At 71.2% G+C, this 13,670-nt stretch carries 13 protein-coding genes and 1 pseudogene; 6 read left to right on the top strand and 8 right to left on the bottom strand.

Annotated elements, in window-relative coordinates:
• Positions 1–17: 17 nt before the first annotated feature.
• The 7 genes from ACZZ0J_RS08430 to ACZZ0J_RS08400 form a co-directional block, all read right to left on the bottom strand.
• Positions 18–1,052, bottom strand: coding sequence for a YyaL domain-containing protein (locus ACZZ0J_RS08430; protein WP_463436226.1), 1,035 nt, complete (start codon positions 1,050–1,052; stop codon positions 18–20).
• 360 nt (positions 1,053–1,412) lie between these two features.
• Complete coding sequence (locus ACZZ0J_RS08425; protein WP_463436225.1) at positions 1,413–1,928, bottom strand: DUF255 domain-containing protein; 516 nt, start codon at positions 1,926–1,928, stop codon at positions 1,413–1,415.
• 90 nt (positions 1,929–2,018) lie between these two features.
• Positions 2,019–2,564 carry an AAA family ATPase gene (locus ACZZ0J_RS08420; protein WP_463436224.1) on the bottom strand — a complete coding sequence of 182 codons (546 nt, stop codon included), beginning with the start codon at positions 2,562–2,564 and terminating at the stop codon, positions 2,019–2,021.
• Positions 2,561–3,628 carry an NAD-dependent epimerase/dehydratase family protein gene (locus ACZZ0J_RS08415; RefSeq protein ID WP_463436223.1) on the bottom strand — a complete coding sequence of 356 codons (1,068 nt, stop codon included), beginning with the start codon at positions 3,626–3,628 and terminating at the stop codon, positions 2,561–2,563. The genes ACZZ0J_RS08420 and ACZZ0J_RS08415 overlap by 4 nt, the downstream gene beginning before the upstream one ends.
• 31 nt (positions 3,629–3,659) lie before the next feature.
• Positions 3,660–4,532: a sulfurtransferase gene (locus ACZZ0J_RS08410; RefSeq protein WP_463436222.1), complete on the bottom strand. Its 873-nt coding sequence runs from the start codon at positions 4,530–4,532 to the stop codon at positions 3,660–3,662.
• A 236-nt stretch (positions 4,533–4,768) separates the two neighbouring features.
• Positions 4,769–5,503: an MFS transporter gene (locus tag ACZZ0J_RS08405; protein WP_463436221.1), complete on the bottom strand. Its 735-nt coding sequence runs from the start codon at positions 5,501–5,503 to the stop codon at positions 4,769–4,771.
• A complete protein-coding gene (locus ACZZ0J_RS08400) occupies positions 5,392–6,309 on the bottom strand; it encodes an MFS transporter (RefSeq protein WP_463436220.1) in 918 nt (305 codons plus the stop codon). Before ACZZ0J_RS08400 ends, ACZZ0J_RS08405 begins: the two co-directional genes overlap by 112 nt.
• 169 nt (positions 6,310–6,478) lie before the next feature.
• On the opposite strand from ACZZ0J_RS08400, the gene ACZZ0J_RS08395 reads away from it, so the two are divergent.
• Complete coding sequence (locus ACZZ0J_RS08395) at positions 6,479–7,141, top strand: TetR/AcrR family transcriptional regulator (protein WP_159574131.1); 663 nt, start codon at positions 6,479–6,481, stop codon at positions 7,139–7,141.
• Between the two features lie 178 nt (positions 7,142–7,319).
• Here ACZZ0J_RS08395 and ACZZ0J_RS08390 read toward each other — a convergent pair whose 3' ends face one another.
• A complete protein-coding gene (locus ACZZ0J_RS08390) occupies positions 7,320–8,951 on the bottom strand; it encodes a dolichyl-phosphate-mannose--protein mannosyltransferase (protein ID WP_463436219.1) in 1,632 nt (543 codons plus the stop codon).
• Between the two features lie 65 nt (positions 8,952–9,016).
• On the opposite strand from ACZZ0J_RS08390, the pseudogene rsmI reads away from it, so the two are divergent.
• The 5 genes and pseudogenes from rsmI to ACZZ0J_RS08365 all read left to right on the top strand — a co-directional run bounded on the left by rsmI (position 9,017) and on the right by ACZZ0J_RS08365 (position 13,670).
• Positions 9,017–9,837 (top strand): annotated as a pseudogene (rsmI, locus tag ACZZ0J_RS08385) (16S rRNA (cytidine(1402)-2'-O)-methyltransferase).
• 134 nt (positions 9,838–9,971) lie between these two features.
• Positions 9,972–11,549 (top strand): methionine--tRNA ligase, encoded by a 1,578-nt coding sequence (metG, locus tag ACZZ0J_RS08380; RefSeq protein ID WP_463436218.1) that lies wholly within the window; start codon positions 9,972–9,974, stop codon positions 11,547–11,549.
• On the top strand, positions 11,546–12,454 hold the full coding sequence (locus ACZZ0J_RS08375) for a TatD family hydrolase (RefSeq protein WP_463436217.1): 909 nt from the start codon (positions 11,546–11,548) through the stop codon (positions 12,452–12,454). Before metG ends, ACZZ0J_RS08375 begins: the two co-directional genes overlap by 4 nt.
• Complete coding sequence (gene rsmA, locus ACZZ0J_RS08370; RefSeq protein WP_463436216.1) at positions 12,454–13,305, top strand: 16S rRNA (adenine(1518)-N(6)/adenine(1519)-N(6))-dimethyltransferase RsmA; 852 nt, start codon at positions 12,454–12,456, stop codon at positions 13,303–13,305. The genes ACZZ0J_RS08375 and rsmA overlap by 1 nt, the downstream gene beginning before the upstream one ends.
• A 92-nt stretch (positions 13,306–13,397) precedes the next feature.
• On the top strand, positions 13,398–13,670 hold the full coding sequence (locus ACZZ0J_RS08365) for a hypothetical protein (RefSeq protein ID WP_463436215.1): 273 nt from the start codon (positions 13,398–13,400) through the stop codon (positions 13,668–13,670).

The following is a 13,670-nucleotide window of genomic DNA, read 5'->3' as shown; positions in this document are numbered from 1 at the left end:
AGCATTCCAGGATACCGTCACGCCGCCGGTGCTGCGAGCCCGGCGGCCAGGTCTCCTGCGGACCGAGCGGGCAGGGCGCACACGCGGTCGTGGCAGACGTACGCAGCCGGGTCGAGCGCGTCCCGTGCCTCGAACAGATCGAACCCCGCAGTCGCCCACTCCGCAGCCTGCGTCGGGGTCACGCGAGCGATGACCGTGCCGGGTCGGCGCGCGGCGCGGACGGCATCGCGGAGTGGGTCGTGCGGGTCCGACGTCACGACCACGACCTCGCGCGAGGGCCGTTGCAGGCCGAGTGCGACACCGAGGGCGTCGGCGTGCCCGAGCGGTCGCTCGGTACCCGTCGTCGCGCGGCCGGCCACCAACCGCGCGGCCGCCGTCCGGTACGCGGAGTCGCCGGTCAACGCCGCGAGGCCGGCGGCCGCTGCGGCCAAGGCCACCGTGCCGGAGCGCATCGCGGTCTGCGGCTGTTCCCCGGTCGCCGTGCCCGCTCCGGCGAGCACGGCGTCGACGTCGAACCGGTTCGCCAGCCCGTCGTCGACCAGGGAACGAGCCGTGACGGCGTAGGTGACCTCGCCGGTCACCAGGGCGAGCTCGAGCAGACCCTCGGCCAGCAGCCCGACGTCCTCGATGGTCGCCGGTGCCGCCGACGGCCCGCGGGGTGTGCTCGTGCGGACCACGACGTGCCCGTCACGCACGTGCGATCGCAACAGTGCATCGGCCGCAGACCGGGCGAGGCCGACCATCTCGGGGTCGTCGTGGCGGTCACCGGCGATCGCGAGCCCGCGGATCGCCAGGCCGTTCCACCCGGTCAGGACCTGGTCGTCGAGTGGTGGCGGCTCGAGGAGCGCGCGCTCCGACAGCGGCCGCCGGTACCACTCGCCCTCCACCCGCTGGCCGTCGATCGTGGACTCGCTGTCCTGCGCGGCGACGAACGCTCCGTCGTCCTGCCGCAGGGTGTCGCGCAGGAAGTCCGCGATGCCGCGCGCCTGTTCGGCGCCGGCGACCGCGAGGAGTCCGGCGTTGTCGTAGAGCATCCGCTCGTAGTGCGGCACGCTCCAGTCGCGCTTGGTCGCGTACCGGAAGACACCGCCGTCGGCATCGGTCAGCTCGGAGGCCCGGATCGCGTGGAGCGACTGGTCCAGCAGGCCGTCGGCCTCGGCGTCGCCGTCGCGTGCTGCGTCGGCGAGGAACTCCAGCAGCGGCGTGCTCGGGAACTTCGGAGCACCGCCGAAACCCCCGTAGGTGGTGTCCTCCGCCTGCGACAGCTGACCGGTGACGGCCCGGATGTCATCGACGGACGGAGGTGGGCCCCTCTGGCCGGTTCCGGTGCGTCGCGGAGCCTGCGGAGCGACGTGCCGGCCGAGCCAGTGGGGACGGGTCGGCTCCGTCAGCGCCCTCGGCCGCGCGGGCGGTCACGTCCGCCTCGGCCCCCTGCCGGATCGCCGTCGCGATGGCCGCGGCGTTCGCGTCGACCTCGTGCCGCCGGTCGGTCCACGCGTCGAGCACCGCCGCCAGGATCTGCCGGAACGCGGGCACCTGACCGACGGGGTCGGCGGGAAGTAGGTGCCGGCGAAGAACACGTGGCCCTCGGGCGTCAGGAACGTCGTCAGGGGCCACCCGAGCTGCTGCGTGAACGCGCTCGCGGCGGCCATCAGGCTGGCGTCGACGTCGGGACGTTCTTCGCGGTCGACCTTGACCGCGACGAAGTCCTGGCGGAGCAGCGAACCGATCTCCGGGTCGGCGAAGCTCTCACGCGCCATGACGTGGCACCAGTGGCACGTGGCGTAGCCGACCGACACCAGGACCGGGACGCCGCGCTCGCGTGCCTCGGCGAAGGCTTCGGGACCCCACTCGCGCCAGTCCACGGGGTTGTCGGCGTGCAGCCGGAGGTACGGGCTGACCGCGGTGCCGAGTCGGTTGTCGTTCATGGCTCCAGCGTGCCCCGTGGCGACTGAGCGGGCCAGCGACGGACGCGATCTGTGGACGGATCGCGGAGTTCACAGGCCGCAGCGGGACGGTCAGCCGAGGAGCCACCCCGTCAGCGCGCCGATACGCTGTGCGACCTGGGTGGGGGTGAGACCGTCCGTGTCCACCCGGGTGACCGTGTCCCCGGAAGCCGAGTCGAGCCTCCCGGCCGTCCGCGTGCTGTGCGCGAGCTGCGCCTGCGGGACCTCGCCACCTGCCCGTCGCGCGAGGCGCTCGGCGGTGGGACCGTCTGCCGCTCGCAGCAGGACCGTCGTGACCACGGGGTCGTCGCCCATGGCGGCCGCCAGACGCTCGTGTTCGAGCACGGAGACGGTGTTCGTGTAGACCAACCGATGGTGGCCGAGCTCGCGGTAGGACGTCCACAGGGCGGCGAGGTTCCGTTCCGCGAGCCGCGCCTCGGGGTGCTCGACGTGCGGTGCCGGGTGCGCCAGGTCGAGCAGGTCACCCTCGATCACCGCGTGGCGGACGTCCGCAGCGACGAGCAGGTCGTGCAGTGCCTCGGCAGCGGTGGACTTGCCGACACCGGACCGCCCGCCGATGAACAGGACCTCGGAGCGGGGCGTGCTCGGCGCCGTCACCCGAGGCCCAGCGACAGGAGCGCGAGGGCTGCGTCCTCGGGGCCGTAGTCGAACATGCGCTCCCAGAACGGGTCCTCGGCCCACGGCACGTCGCCGTCCGCCGGTGTGGACTGCGCGGTCTCCACCAACCAGTCGAGTTCGGGCAGGACCGCGGTCGCGAAGGTCGGCGGCTGCCACCCGAGCGCGCGCGCCGCCGTGGTGTCGAGGACGAACGGTGACGGCGACGACCACGGGGTCGTGCCGACGAAGGCAGGGGCGTCGGCGTCGAGCAGGACCTCGTCGAACCGGTGGTCGAGGTGCCCGGCGATGGTCCGCACGATCTCGAGCGCCGTCGGAGCGGTGTCGTCGGCGACGTTGAGGATGCGCCGGTCGGGAGCGTCCGCGACCAGTCGGACGAGCGAGCCGATGCCGCTCGCCGCCGTCGTGTGGTCCACACCGCGGCCGTGGTCCGCGAGCAGGATGCGTTCGCGGCCGTCGAGCACCCGGCGGACCACGAACCACTCGCGCGGTCGACCGATGCCGACGCCGTAGACCTTCGACGGGCGCAGCACCGTGACCGGGGCGCCGTGGTCGAGCAGCACCTGCTCGGACGCCACCTTCGCCGCGCCGTAGCCGTCACGGCTCGTCGGGTCGCCGTCGCCCGCGGTGACGGTCGGTTGGATCTCGGTGACCGCGGCGCCGAAGACCGGCTTGTCCGTCGAGTTCGCGTGCCGGCCCTGCTCGTCGACGTAGACCGCACGCGAGGAGACGAAGACGGCGGACCCGACGTCGTCGAGGAACGGCAGGAGTTGCGTCGCGTCGTCGCGGGTCAGCCCCACGGTGTCGACGAGCAGGTCCGCGCCGGGGCGGAGGAGGTCGCGCAGGGTGCTCGTGTCGCGGCGGCCACCCGCGGTGAAGGTCGCGCCGCGGGCGGTGAGGGATTCGGCTGCCGGGCCACCGCGGCGGGCCAGCACGTCGACCTGCCAGTCGTCGCCGCCCCGCCCGGAGACGTCGAGGAGCTCACGCGCGACGGCCGAACCGATCCCGCCGGTACCGCCGAGGATGACCGCGCGTCTGGAACTCATGCGCCAACGCTAGCCGGGACGCGCGTCGTCGTCAGGACGCCAGGGCCTCGGGCTCGTGCCGCCACCAGTCCAGCAGCGAGCCGTCGTACACGGTCACCTTGTCGTGGCCGAGCACGGTCAGCGCCAGCGCGTCGACGCACGCGGCGCTGCCGACCCCGCAGTATGTCACGATCTCGTCCTCGCCGACGACCGCGGCGAACGCCGCGGCGAGCTTCGGCCCGCGCAGGTACGCGTTGGTGTCCGGGTCGACCAGGGTGTCCACGGTGATCGGGGTACTTCCCGGGATGATCGGCGCGTGGTCGTCGCCGAGGGCCGCTGCGGGCGCCGCGAACACCAGTGCCGCGGGCTCTTCACCCGTCACTGCTCGGCGGACACGGGCGTGGTCGGCCCAGAGCGGGCGTTCTTCACCGGCGAGGAAGGCGCTGTCGTCGTCGGGCGTCTTCGCCGGCGATGGCGCCTGGCGCAGGGCACCGACGCGGACCGGTCGGCCCTCGTCGCGCCACTTCATGAACCCGCCGTCCAGGACCGCGACCGAGTCGAAGCCGAACGATCGGAAGATCCACCACAGCCGTGCCGACCACTCGCCGACGCTGTCGTCGTAGACCACGACCGTCGAGGTGTTCGTGACGCCGAGGTCGCCGGCAGCTGCCTCGAACCGCTCGGCACTCGGGCGGGTGAAGGGCACCTCGGCACCCGGCGTGGAGAACGCGTCGACGAGGTCGGCGAAACGGGCGCCGGGGACGTGTCCGCGCTGCTCGTAGGAGTCGACCGCGGAGTGCCACATCGTCTCGAGGCCGGTCCCCACCGTGTGCACGGAGGCGTCGAGGACGACGAGCTCGTCACCACCGAGGTGGTCGGCGAGCCACTGCGTCGACACGAGCGGCGAGGTCAGGACGGGGGCCATGCTGCACACGATAATGCGGACCTCTGACGGGCGACAGGGAAACCGACACACTGCGCAACCGGGGCGCGTGTGGTGGCTCGTGCGTCGACTCGGAACGACAAGGTGGTCGTCGCACGACATCGCGATCGTCGTATCGAGTCCGCCCCGCACCCCCGCCCCGCCCGCACCCCCGCCCCGCACGCATGAACGGCCCGCCCCGGCAGAACCAGGACGGGCCGTTCGGACGAGCTGACGCGTCAGTGTGCGGCGGCGGGGATGCTCCCGGTCGTCGTGGACGCAGCGTGGGCGAGCCGGTCGAGCCGCACCGACTGCCGGTTGATGAGCAGGCCACCCGCGAGGGCGACGAGCACGAGCACGCCGGCCGAGATGCCGAACGCCACGTGGTAGCCGTCGAGCGTGGCCTGCGCCTGCTGCAGCTTCGTGGGCGCCGCCGACAGCCCGGTCAGGCTGTTCTTCACGACGTCGGCGAAGATCGTCGACAGCAGCGCCGTGCCGATCGAGCCACCGATCTGCTGCATGGTGTTGACCGTCGCCGAGGCCACACCGGCGTCGGCGCGGGCCACTCCGGTGGTCGCGGTGTTCATCGCGGACGAGAAGATCGTGCCCATGCCGAGCCCGATGACGATCAGCGCCGGCAGGACGGTGCCCGCGTAGGAGCTGTCCAGGTCGGTGCGCAGCAGCAGGAGCAGGCCGATCGCGGCGACGAGGCCACCGGCGAAGATCAGGATCTTCGGGCCGATGCGGGGCAGCAGTCGCCCACCGATCTGCGTCGCCGAGATCATGATCGACAGTGGCATCGGCAGGAAGGCCAGACCGGTCTGCAGCGAGCTGAACCCGAGGGTCTGCTCGAGGTAGTAGGTCAGGAACAGGAAGATGCCGAACATGCCGATCGCCACCAGGCCGATCGCGATGAACGACCCGCCGCGGTCACGGTCGAGCACGACCCGCAGGGGCAGCAGCGGGTGCGCCACACGGGTCTCGATGAACACGAACGCGGCGATGAGGACGACGCCACCGGCGAGCATGGCGATGGTGACGGGGAGTCCCAGCCGTTGGTCTCGGCGTTCGAGAACCCGTAGACGACGCCCACCAGACCGGCCGTGATGGTGATGACGCCGGCGACGTCGATGCGCGGGCGGTCGACCTTCGGCGGCTTCTCCATGAAGACGAGCGCGCCGATCACGCCGAGCACGGCGAAGACGACGTTGACGTAGAGGCACCAGCGCCACGACGCGTACTCGGTGAGCACGCCGCCCAGGAGCAGACCGATGGCCGCACCGGAACCGGCGATCGAGCCGAAGATGCCGAACGCACGACCGCGCTCCTTCGGGTCACGGAACGTGGTGGTCAGCATGCCGAGCGCGGACGGTGCGAGCAGGGCGCCGAAGACACCCTGCAGGGCGCGCGCCGCGACGAGCAGGCCGAACGAGTCGGCGAGGCCGCCGAGCACCGATGCGACCGCGAAGCCGACCAGGCCGATGATGAAGGTGTTCTTGCGGCCGAACAGGTCGCCGAGGCGCCCGCCGAGCAGCAGGAGCGAGCCGAACGCCAGCGAGTACGCGGTGACGATCCACTGGCGCTGGTCGGTGCCGAACCCCAGGTCGGCCTGGGCCGAGGGGAGCGCGATGTTCACGATGGTGGCGTCGAGCACGACCATCAGCTGGGCGAGGGCGATGACCGCCAGGGCGATCCAGCGGTGGTTGCTCTTGGCGGGGGTGGAGCCAGGAGTCGTGGGTGCTGCCCCGGTGGGGGTCGGCACGGTGTGTTCTGCCGTCACGGCAGCCTCCTTCGAGAAGGTTGGAGGGGGAGCACGAAGCGCGCACCGTCGGGCGTTTCGAAGAGGAGAGGTGTCAAACGGATGCGCGGCATCCGTTTGTCGACAGTGTAGACCGAAACGGAAGGTCCGCATCCACTTATTCCCAGAAAGTTCAACTAGGTTCGGCATCGTGAGCACCACCGAGTCCGCGCCCGACCTCGAGCGCCCGCTGCGCGCCGATGCGGCACGCAACCGCGAGCTGATCCTGCAGACCGCTCGCAAGTGCTTCGCGGAGCGCGGGCTGTCGGTCACCCTGAACGACATCGCGCACGAAGCGGGGGTCGGTGTCGGCACCGTGTACCGACGCTTCGCCGACAAGGACTCCCTGATCGAGGCGCTGCTCGCCACCAAGTTCGAGGCGATGAACGACGCAGCCGCCCGCGCCGCCGACGTCGTCGACCCGCGCGAGGCCCTGCGGGTCTACCTGACCGGGGTGTTCGAGTTCCGCGCCCGCGACCGTGCGCTCGCCGACGCCATCGTGCGCGCAGGCAAGGCGCGTCCGTCGATCGTGCAGGAGCGTGACCGGCTGGAACGCCAGGTCTCCGCGATCATCGGTCGGGCCGAGACCGCCGGGGTGGTCCGCGCCGGCTTCGACTACCGCGACCTGCCGATGCTCACCGCCATGGTGGGTGCGGTGGCCGATGCCACCCGCGAGCACGACCCGAACGCCTGGCGCCGGTACGCCGAACTCCTCATCGAGGGCGTCCTGCCGCAGACCCGGACCGCGCCGAGCATGGTCGGCGACCCGCTCGACCGCGAATCGATCGAGCGCGCGCTGCACGCGCAGTCCTGACGCGTCCCCGCGGACCGCGCGCGGCTCGGGTGCCAGCCGACTCCGGACCGGAGGCCCGTGGCGGAGCCGACCCGTGCCTCCCGTCCGGCGGTCTGGTCGCGACCAGTGCGCCGGGCCGGTCACGACCAGTGCGCCGGGCCGGTCGTGACGGGCGCGCCGTGCCGACACCCGACGCGCGCTACAGCCAGCTCGGCAGCCAGTAGTGCGACCGGATGAAGTCCCACGGCACCTGGATCGCGGTCCACATCGGGTACCAGTACGCCGACGCGAGCACCACCACGACCAGGTACACGCCGACCCAGACGACCGCCCGTGTCCGTCGGGGCCGCGGATCGGTCCGTGAGCCGAGCACCAACCCGATCGCCGCCGCCAGCGCCATCACCATGAAGGGTTCGAAGGCGATCGTGTAGAACTGGAAGACCGTCCGGTTGACGTACATCAGCCACGGCAGGTAGCCCGCGGCGACGCCGAGCAGGACGAAGCCGTACTGCCACTGTCGGCGCAGGATCCAGAGCACGAGCAGCGCCACGGTCGCGATGACCGCCGCGTACCAGATGAACGGGTTCGCGACGCCGGTGATCGCCTCGCCGCAGCGGCTCGCCGAGCAGCCGTCCTGGCCGGCATCGGTGCCGACGTAGAACATCGACGTGGGGCGCTGCATCACGAGCCAGAGCAGCGGGTTCGCCTGGTACGAGTGCGGCGTGTGCAGCCCGATGTTGAAGTTGTAGATCTCCGACTGGTAGTGCCACCAGTTCTGCAGGCTGTCCGGCACCCACCGGAGCGCCCCGGTCCAGCGCTCTCCTCCGGAGGCCAGCCAGTTCCGGTCCCAGCCGTCCTTCGACACGAACCAGCCGGTCCACGACGCGACGTAGGTGACGGCGGCGATCGGCACGGTCAGCAGGAACGACACGGGGGCCTGCTGCAGCAGTGCGCTCGACGACCAGAACTCGACTCCGGCACGGCGGCGCATCAGCATGTCGCTCAGCACGGAGTACACGGCGAAGAACGCCAGGAAGTACATCCCCGACCACTTCGTCGCGGTGGCCAACCCCATCGTCAGCCCCATCGCGAACAGCCACGGACGCCACCAGAGCACGGGCCCCCACAGGGTGTCCCGGCCGGCGGCGACGCGCTCGGCGACCCAGTCGTCGAGCCGCCGCTGACTCCGGCGCCGGTCGAGCAGGAGCGCCCCGAACCCGAGCACGACGAAGAACGTCAGGATCCCGTCGAGCAGCGTGACGCGGGACATCACGATGGCCTGGCCGTCGATCGCGAGCAGGCCGCCGGCGAGCGTGCCGACCAGGGTGGAGCGGAACAGCGACCGGGCGATCACCGCGGTGAGGAACACCGTCGCGATGCCGAGCACGGCGACGGCGAACCGCCAGCCGAACGAGTTGTCCGCCCCGAACAGGAGCATGCCGAGCCCGATCAGGTACTTGCCGAGCGGCGGGTGCGCGATGAACTCCGCCGCGCTGGTGAAGACGTCCGTCTCACCACTCGAGAACCGGTCGTCGGTCGTCGGGGCGGAGTCGCTGCTCGGGTTCGCCGGCCAGGTGCCCTCGTAGCCGAGGTGGACGATCGACCAGCCGTCCTTGACGTAGTAGGTCTCGTCGAAGACCAGGGAGTGCGGGTTCCCCAGGTTCGCCAGGCGGAGCACGGCGGCGAGCAGCGTCACCGCGATCGGTCCGGCCCAGCGCCACACCGCGACGCGCTGGGCGGTGGAGAGCACCCGCCCCCACCAGTCGTCGAGGCGCGAGCCGACCGGCCCGTCGGGCACGGCCGTGCGGTCGTCGGTCAGCTCGCTGGTCATCGCTGAGCATCCTACGGATCGACCGCATGTCCACGCTGCGTCGGAGCTGCGACGACAATGGGTGCGTGATCGTCCTCGCAGCAACCCCCATCGGCAACCTCGGGGACGCCTCGCGCCGTCTCGTCGAGACCCTCTCCAACGCCACGGTGGTCGCGGCGGAGGACACCAGGACCGCCATCCACCTCATGCGCGCCCTCGGCATCGAGAACCGTCCGCGGCTCATCGCCCTGCACGAGCACAACGAACGGGCGAAGGCGTCCGAGGTCGTCGAGCTCGCCCGTGACGAGGACGTCGTGGTCCTCACCGACGCCGGCATGCCGGCGATCAGCGACCCCGGCTTCCCGCTCGTCGAGGCCGCCGCAGCCGCGGGCGTCACGGTCACGGCACTGCCCGGCCCGTCGGCGGTGCTCATGGCGCTCGCCGTCTCCGGACTGCCGACGGACCGCTTCACGTTCGAGGGGTTCCCGACGCGCAAGGGCGGGGAGCGGCGTCGTGCGTTCCAGGCGCTCGCGGGGGAGCAGCGCACGATGGTCTTCTTCGAGTCGCCGCACCGGTTGGCCGAGACGCTCGCCGACATGGTGGTCGGGTTCGGGGGCGATCGTCGCGCAGCGGTCTGCCGCGAGCTCACGAAGCTGTACGAAGAGGTCCGTCGTGGTCCGCTCGACGAGCTCGTCACGTGGGCATCAGCGGGGTCCGGGGCGAGATCTGCATCGTCGTCGCCGGTGCCGCCGAGGCCACCGAGGAGGCGACGCTCGACGACGGGGTCCGCCTCGTGCTCGAGCGGGTGGCCGCCGGCATGCGCATGAAGGAGGCCGCAGCGGCGGTCGCGGACGCGACCGGGCTGTCGAAGCGGGACCTGTACGAAGGGGCGCTCGCGGCGCGCTGAGCGGGGCTCGTCACGTTCGCGTCGGCCGGTCGGGAGGCGCGGGGCGGGCCCGCCACGGGCCTCCCGGATCCGGTTTTCCACAGTCCACCGCCGCGCGCGTCATCGGGGTTCCGTGCGCCCGTAGGATGGTCCGCATGTCCGACGGGTCCTCGTTCAGCATCACCACGCCGATCTTCTACGTGAACGACGTGCCCCACATCGGGCACGCCTACACCGAGGTCGCCGCGGACGTCCTCGCACGCTGGCACCGGCAGCGGGGTGACGACACCTGGCTGCTCACCGGCACCGACGAGCACGGCCAGAAGATCCTGCGCACCGCCTCGGCGAACGAGGTCACGCCCCAGGAGTGGGCCGACCGACTCGTGACCGAGGCGTGGAAGCCACTGCTCGACACCGTCGACGTGGCCAACGACGACTTCATCCGCACCACCGACGAGCGCCACGAGCGCGGTGTGACGGCGTTCCTGCAGAAGCTCTACGACGACGGCTTCATCTACGCCGGCGAGTTCGAGGGCTTCTACTGCGTGGGCTGCGAGGAGTACAAGCAGCCGAGCGACCTGGTCCCCGGCACCGGCGCGTACGAGGGGCAGCAGGTCTGTGCCATCCACTCGATCCCGGTCGAGGTGCTGTCCGAGCGCAACTACTTCTTCCGGATGTCGGACTTCGAGCAGCGCCTGCTCGACCTGTACGAGTCGAACCCGCTGTTCATCCAGCCGGAGAGCGTCCGCAACGAGATCATCTCGTTCGTGAAGCAGGGCCTCCGCGACCTGTCGATCTCGCGGTCCAGCTTCGACTGGGGCATCAAGATCCCGTGGGACAGCGACCACGTCCTGTACGTGTGGTTCGACGCCCTGCTCAACTACGTCACGGCGCTGGGCTACGGCACCGAGGACGACGAGGCCTTCAAGCGCCTGTGGCCGAGCGTGCACATCGTCGGCAAGGACATCGCCCGCTTCCACGCCGTCATCTGGCCCGCGATGCTCATGGCTGCCGGCCTGCCCGTGCCCGAGCGCGTCTTCGGTCACGGCTGGCTGCTCGTCGGCGGCGAGAAGATGTCCAAGTCGAAGCTGACCGGCATCGCGCCGTCGGAGATCACCGACACCTTCGGGTCCGACGCCTTCCGCTACTACTTCCTCCGCGCCATCACCTTCGGGCAGGACGGCAACTTCAGCTGGGAGGACATCTCGGCGCGGTACCAGGCCGAGCTCGCGAACGGCTTCGGCAACCTGGCGTCGCGCCTGGTCGCGATGCTGCAGAAGTACTTCGACGGCGCAGTGCCGGCGCGCGGGTCGCTGACCGAGGCGGACGAAGCCGTCGACGCCCTGGCGGTGTCGGTCACCGAGCGTGCCGACGCGGCCATCGCCGCGTTCGCCCCGCACGAGGCGATCGCCGCCGTCTGGGAGCTCGTCGACGCCCTGAACGGGTACATCACCGAGCAGCAGCCGTGGGCCCTGGCGAAGGACGACGCGAACCGTGAGCGGCTCGGCACCGTCCTGACCACCGCGCTCCGTGGGCTCGGCACCGTCGCGGTCCTGCTGTCGCCGGTGATGCCGAAGGCCACCGAGAAGCTGTGGGCGTCGATCGGTGCCGGCGGCTCGATCGCCGAGCAGCGAGTCGACCGTGCCTTCGAGTGGCAGGGCGCCGACCAGGTGGTCCCGCTCGAGAGCGGGCTCTTCCCGCGCATCGAGCAGGCGGAGCAGGGCGCCGCGTGACCGACGCCCACCTCCGCTCCCGTGGCGACGGGGACGGCTCCAAGCGCGACCTGACCTACCCGCCCCTGCCCGAGGCGCTCGTGGTCCCGGTCTACGACAACCACACGCACATGGAGATCGCCGACGGTGGCGACGGGGCGCTCGACTACCGCGAGCACCTCGGCCGTGCCTCGAGCGTCGGCGTCCGCGGTGTCGTGCAGGTCGGCACCGACCTGGCGACCTCGCAGTGGTCCGCCTCGATCGCCGCCCGTGAACCCCGCGTGCTCGCAGCGGTCGCACTGCACCCGAACGAGGCCCCTTCGCTGCAGGAGCAGGGGCTGCTCGACGAGCACCTCGCCGGGATCGAGGCCCTGGCGGCACTGCCCCGCGTCCGGGCGATCGGTGAGACAGGTCTCGACTTCTTCCGCACCGGTGAGGACGGGCGCGACGCCCAGATCCGCTCGTTCGAGGAGCACATCCGCATCGCGAAGGAGCACGGCCTCGCGCTGACCATCCACGACCGCGACGCGCACGACGCCGTGGTCGAGGTGCTCGACCGCGTCGGGGCGCCGGAGCGCACGGTGTTCCACTGCTTCTCCGGCGGACCCGACCTGGCTCGGCTCTGCGCCGAGCGCGGCTGGTACATGTCGTTCGCCGGCACCGTGACGTTCAAGAACGCAGCACTGCTCCGCGAAGCCGTCGTCGTCGCGCCACGACACCTCATCATGGTCGAGACGGACGCGCCGTTCCTGACCCCGACGCCGTACCGCGGCCGGCCGAACGCCCCGTACCTGATCCCGATCACCCTGCGGTCGATGGCGGAGACCCTCGGCACCGGTGCCTCGATGCTCGCCGCGCAGATCGCGTCGAACACCGAGCTCGTCTACGGTGCGTGGGACGCCGAGCCCGTGACGGTGGACGAGTAGTGGGCGCGCTGCTCGGCCCGGCCGAGATCCGGGAGCTCGCCGCCGAACTCGACGTGACCCCGACGAAGAAGCTCGGGCAGAACTTCGTGCACGACGCCAACACCGTCCGGCGGATCGTGTCGGTCGCTGGCGTGACGCCGTCGTCCCGGGTGCTCGAGATCGGGCCGGGCCTCGGCTCCCTGACGCTCGGGCTGACCGAGACCGGCGCGCCCGTCACCGCGGTGGAGATCGACAAGCGACTCGCGGCCAAGTTGCCCTCGACGGTCAGCGCGCTGCAGCCGGCGTCGACGCTGACGGTCGTGCAGCAGGACGCGATGACCGTCGCCGCGTCGGACCTCGACACCGAACCGACGCACCTCGTCGCGAACCTGCCCTACAACATCTCGGTGCCCGTCCTGCTGCACCTGCTCGCGACCTTCCCGTCGATCGAGCGGTCGCTCGTGATGGTGCAGGCCGAGGTCGGGTACCGTCTCGCGGCGGGCCCGGGCAGCAAGGTCTACGGGTCGCCGAGTGTCAAGGCCGCCTGGTACGGCTCGTGGAGCATGGCCGGGCTCGTCAGCCGACAGGTGTTCTGGCCCGTCCCGAACGTCGACAGCGTGCTCGTGGCGTTCGACCGGCACGAGCCCCCGGGGGACGAGCGGCTGCGGTCGCGGGTCTTCACCCTGGTCGATGCGGCGTTCCAGCAGCGGCGGAAGATGCTGCGGCAGAGCCTGTCCGGTGTACTCGGCGGCAGTGCCCACGCCTCCGAGGTCCTGACGGCGGCGGGCATCGACCCGACGGCCCGGGGCGAGGCGATCGGGGTCGACGACTTCGTGCGGCTCGGGCGGATGGTCCTGGCGGCTTCGGAGTAGCTCGTCTCCTGCTACCGATCGGCGAAATACGGAATGTTAGATGCCGTCCGTTCGGTGCTCCTACGGTTGATCACATCGACCAAGGAGGCACCGTGCAGCCGACCGAACCACGCCGACCGATCCGCCGCGGCCTGACCGAGGAGCAACTCACAGAAGGACGTCGTCGCGCCCTGCTCAGCGCGGATCCTGATCGACCGCGAGGACCGAGGATCTCCACCGACGCCGAGCGGCAAGCACTGTTCGCCCGGACGCCGAAACCAGAAGGCACGTTCGAAGAACGCCGCGAGCGCCGACGGCGAGCGATCGAGTCGATCGATCCGGACTTCTGGGTCGAGCCGACGGTCTCATTCCACACGCACCCCTGA

It is taken from the genome of Curtobacterium sp. AC272 (genome assembly GCF_979258155.1).
The sequence above is the reverse complement of the archived record's forward strand: the minus strand, read 5'-3'. Positions and strand labels throughout refer to the sequence as shown.

Coding starts and splice junctions, on each gene's coding strand:
- ACZZ0J_RS08425 (WP_463436225.1), bottom strand. CDS start 1,928: ATGAACGACAACCGACTCGGCACCGCGGTCAGCCCGTACCTCCGGCTG.
- ACZZ0J_RS08415 (WP_463436223.1), bottom strand. CDS start 3,628: ATGAGTTCCAGACGCGCGGTCATCCTCGGCGGTACCGGCGGGATCGGT.
- ACZZ0J_RS08410 (WP_463436222.1), bottom strand. CDS start 4,532: ATGGCCCCCGTCCTGACCTCGCCGCTCGTGTCGACGCAGTGGCTCGCC.
- ACZZ0J_RS08390 (WP_463436219.1), bottom strand. CDS start 8,951: ATGACCAGCGAGCTGACCGACGACCGCACGGCCGTGCCCGACGGGCCG.
- metG (WP_463436218.1), top strand. CDS start 9,972: ATGTCCGACGGGTCCTCGTTCAGCATCACCACGCCGATCTTCTACGTG.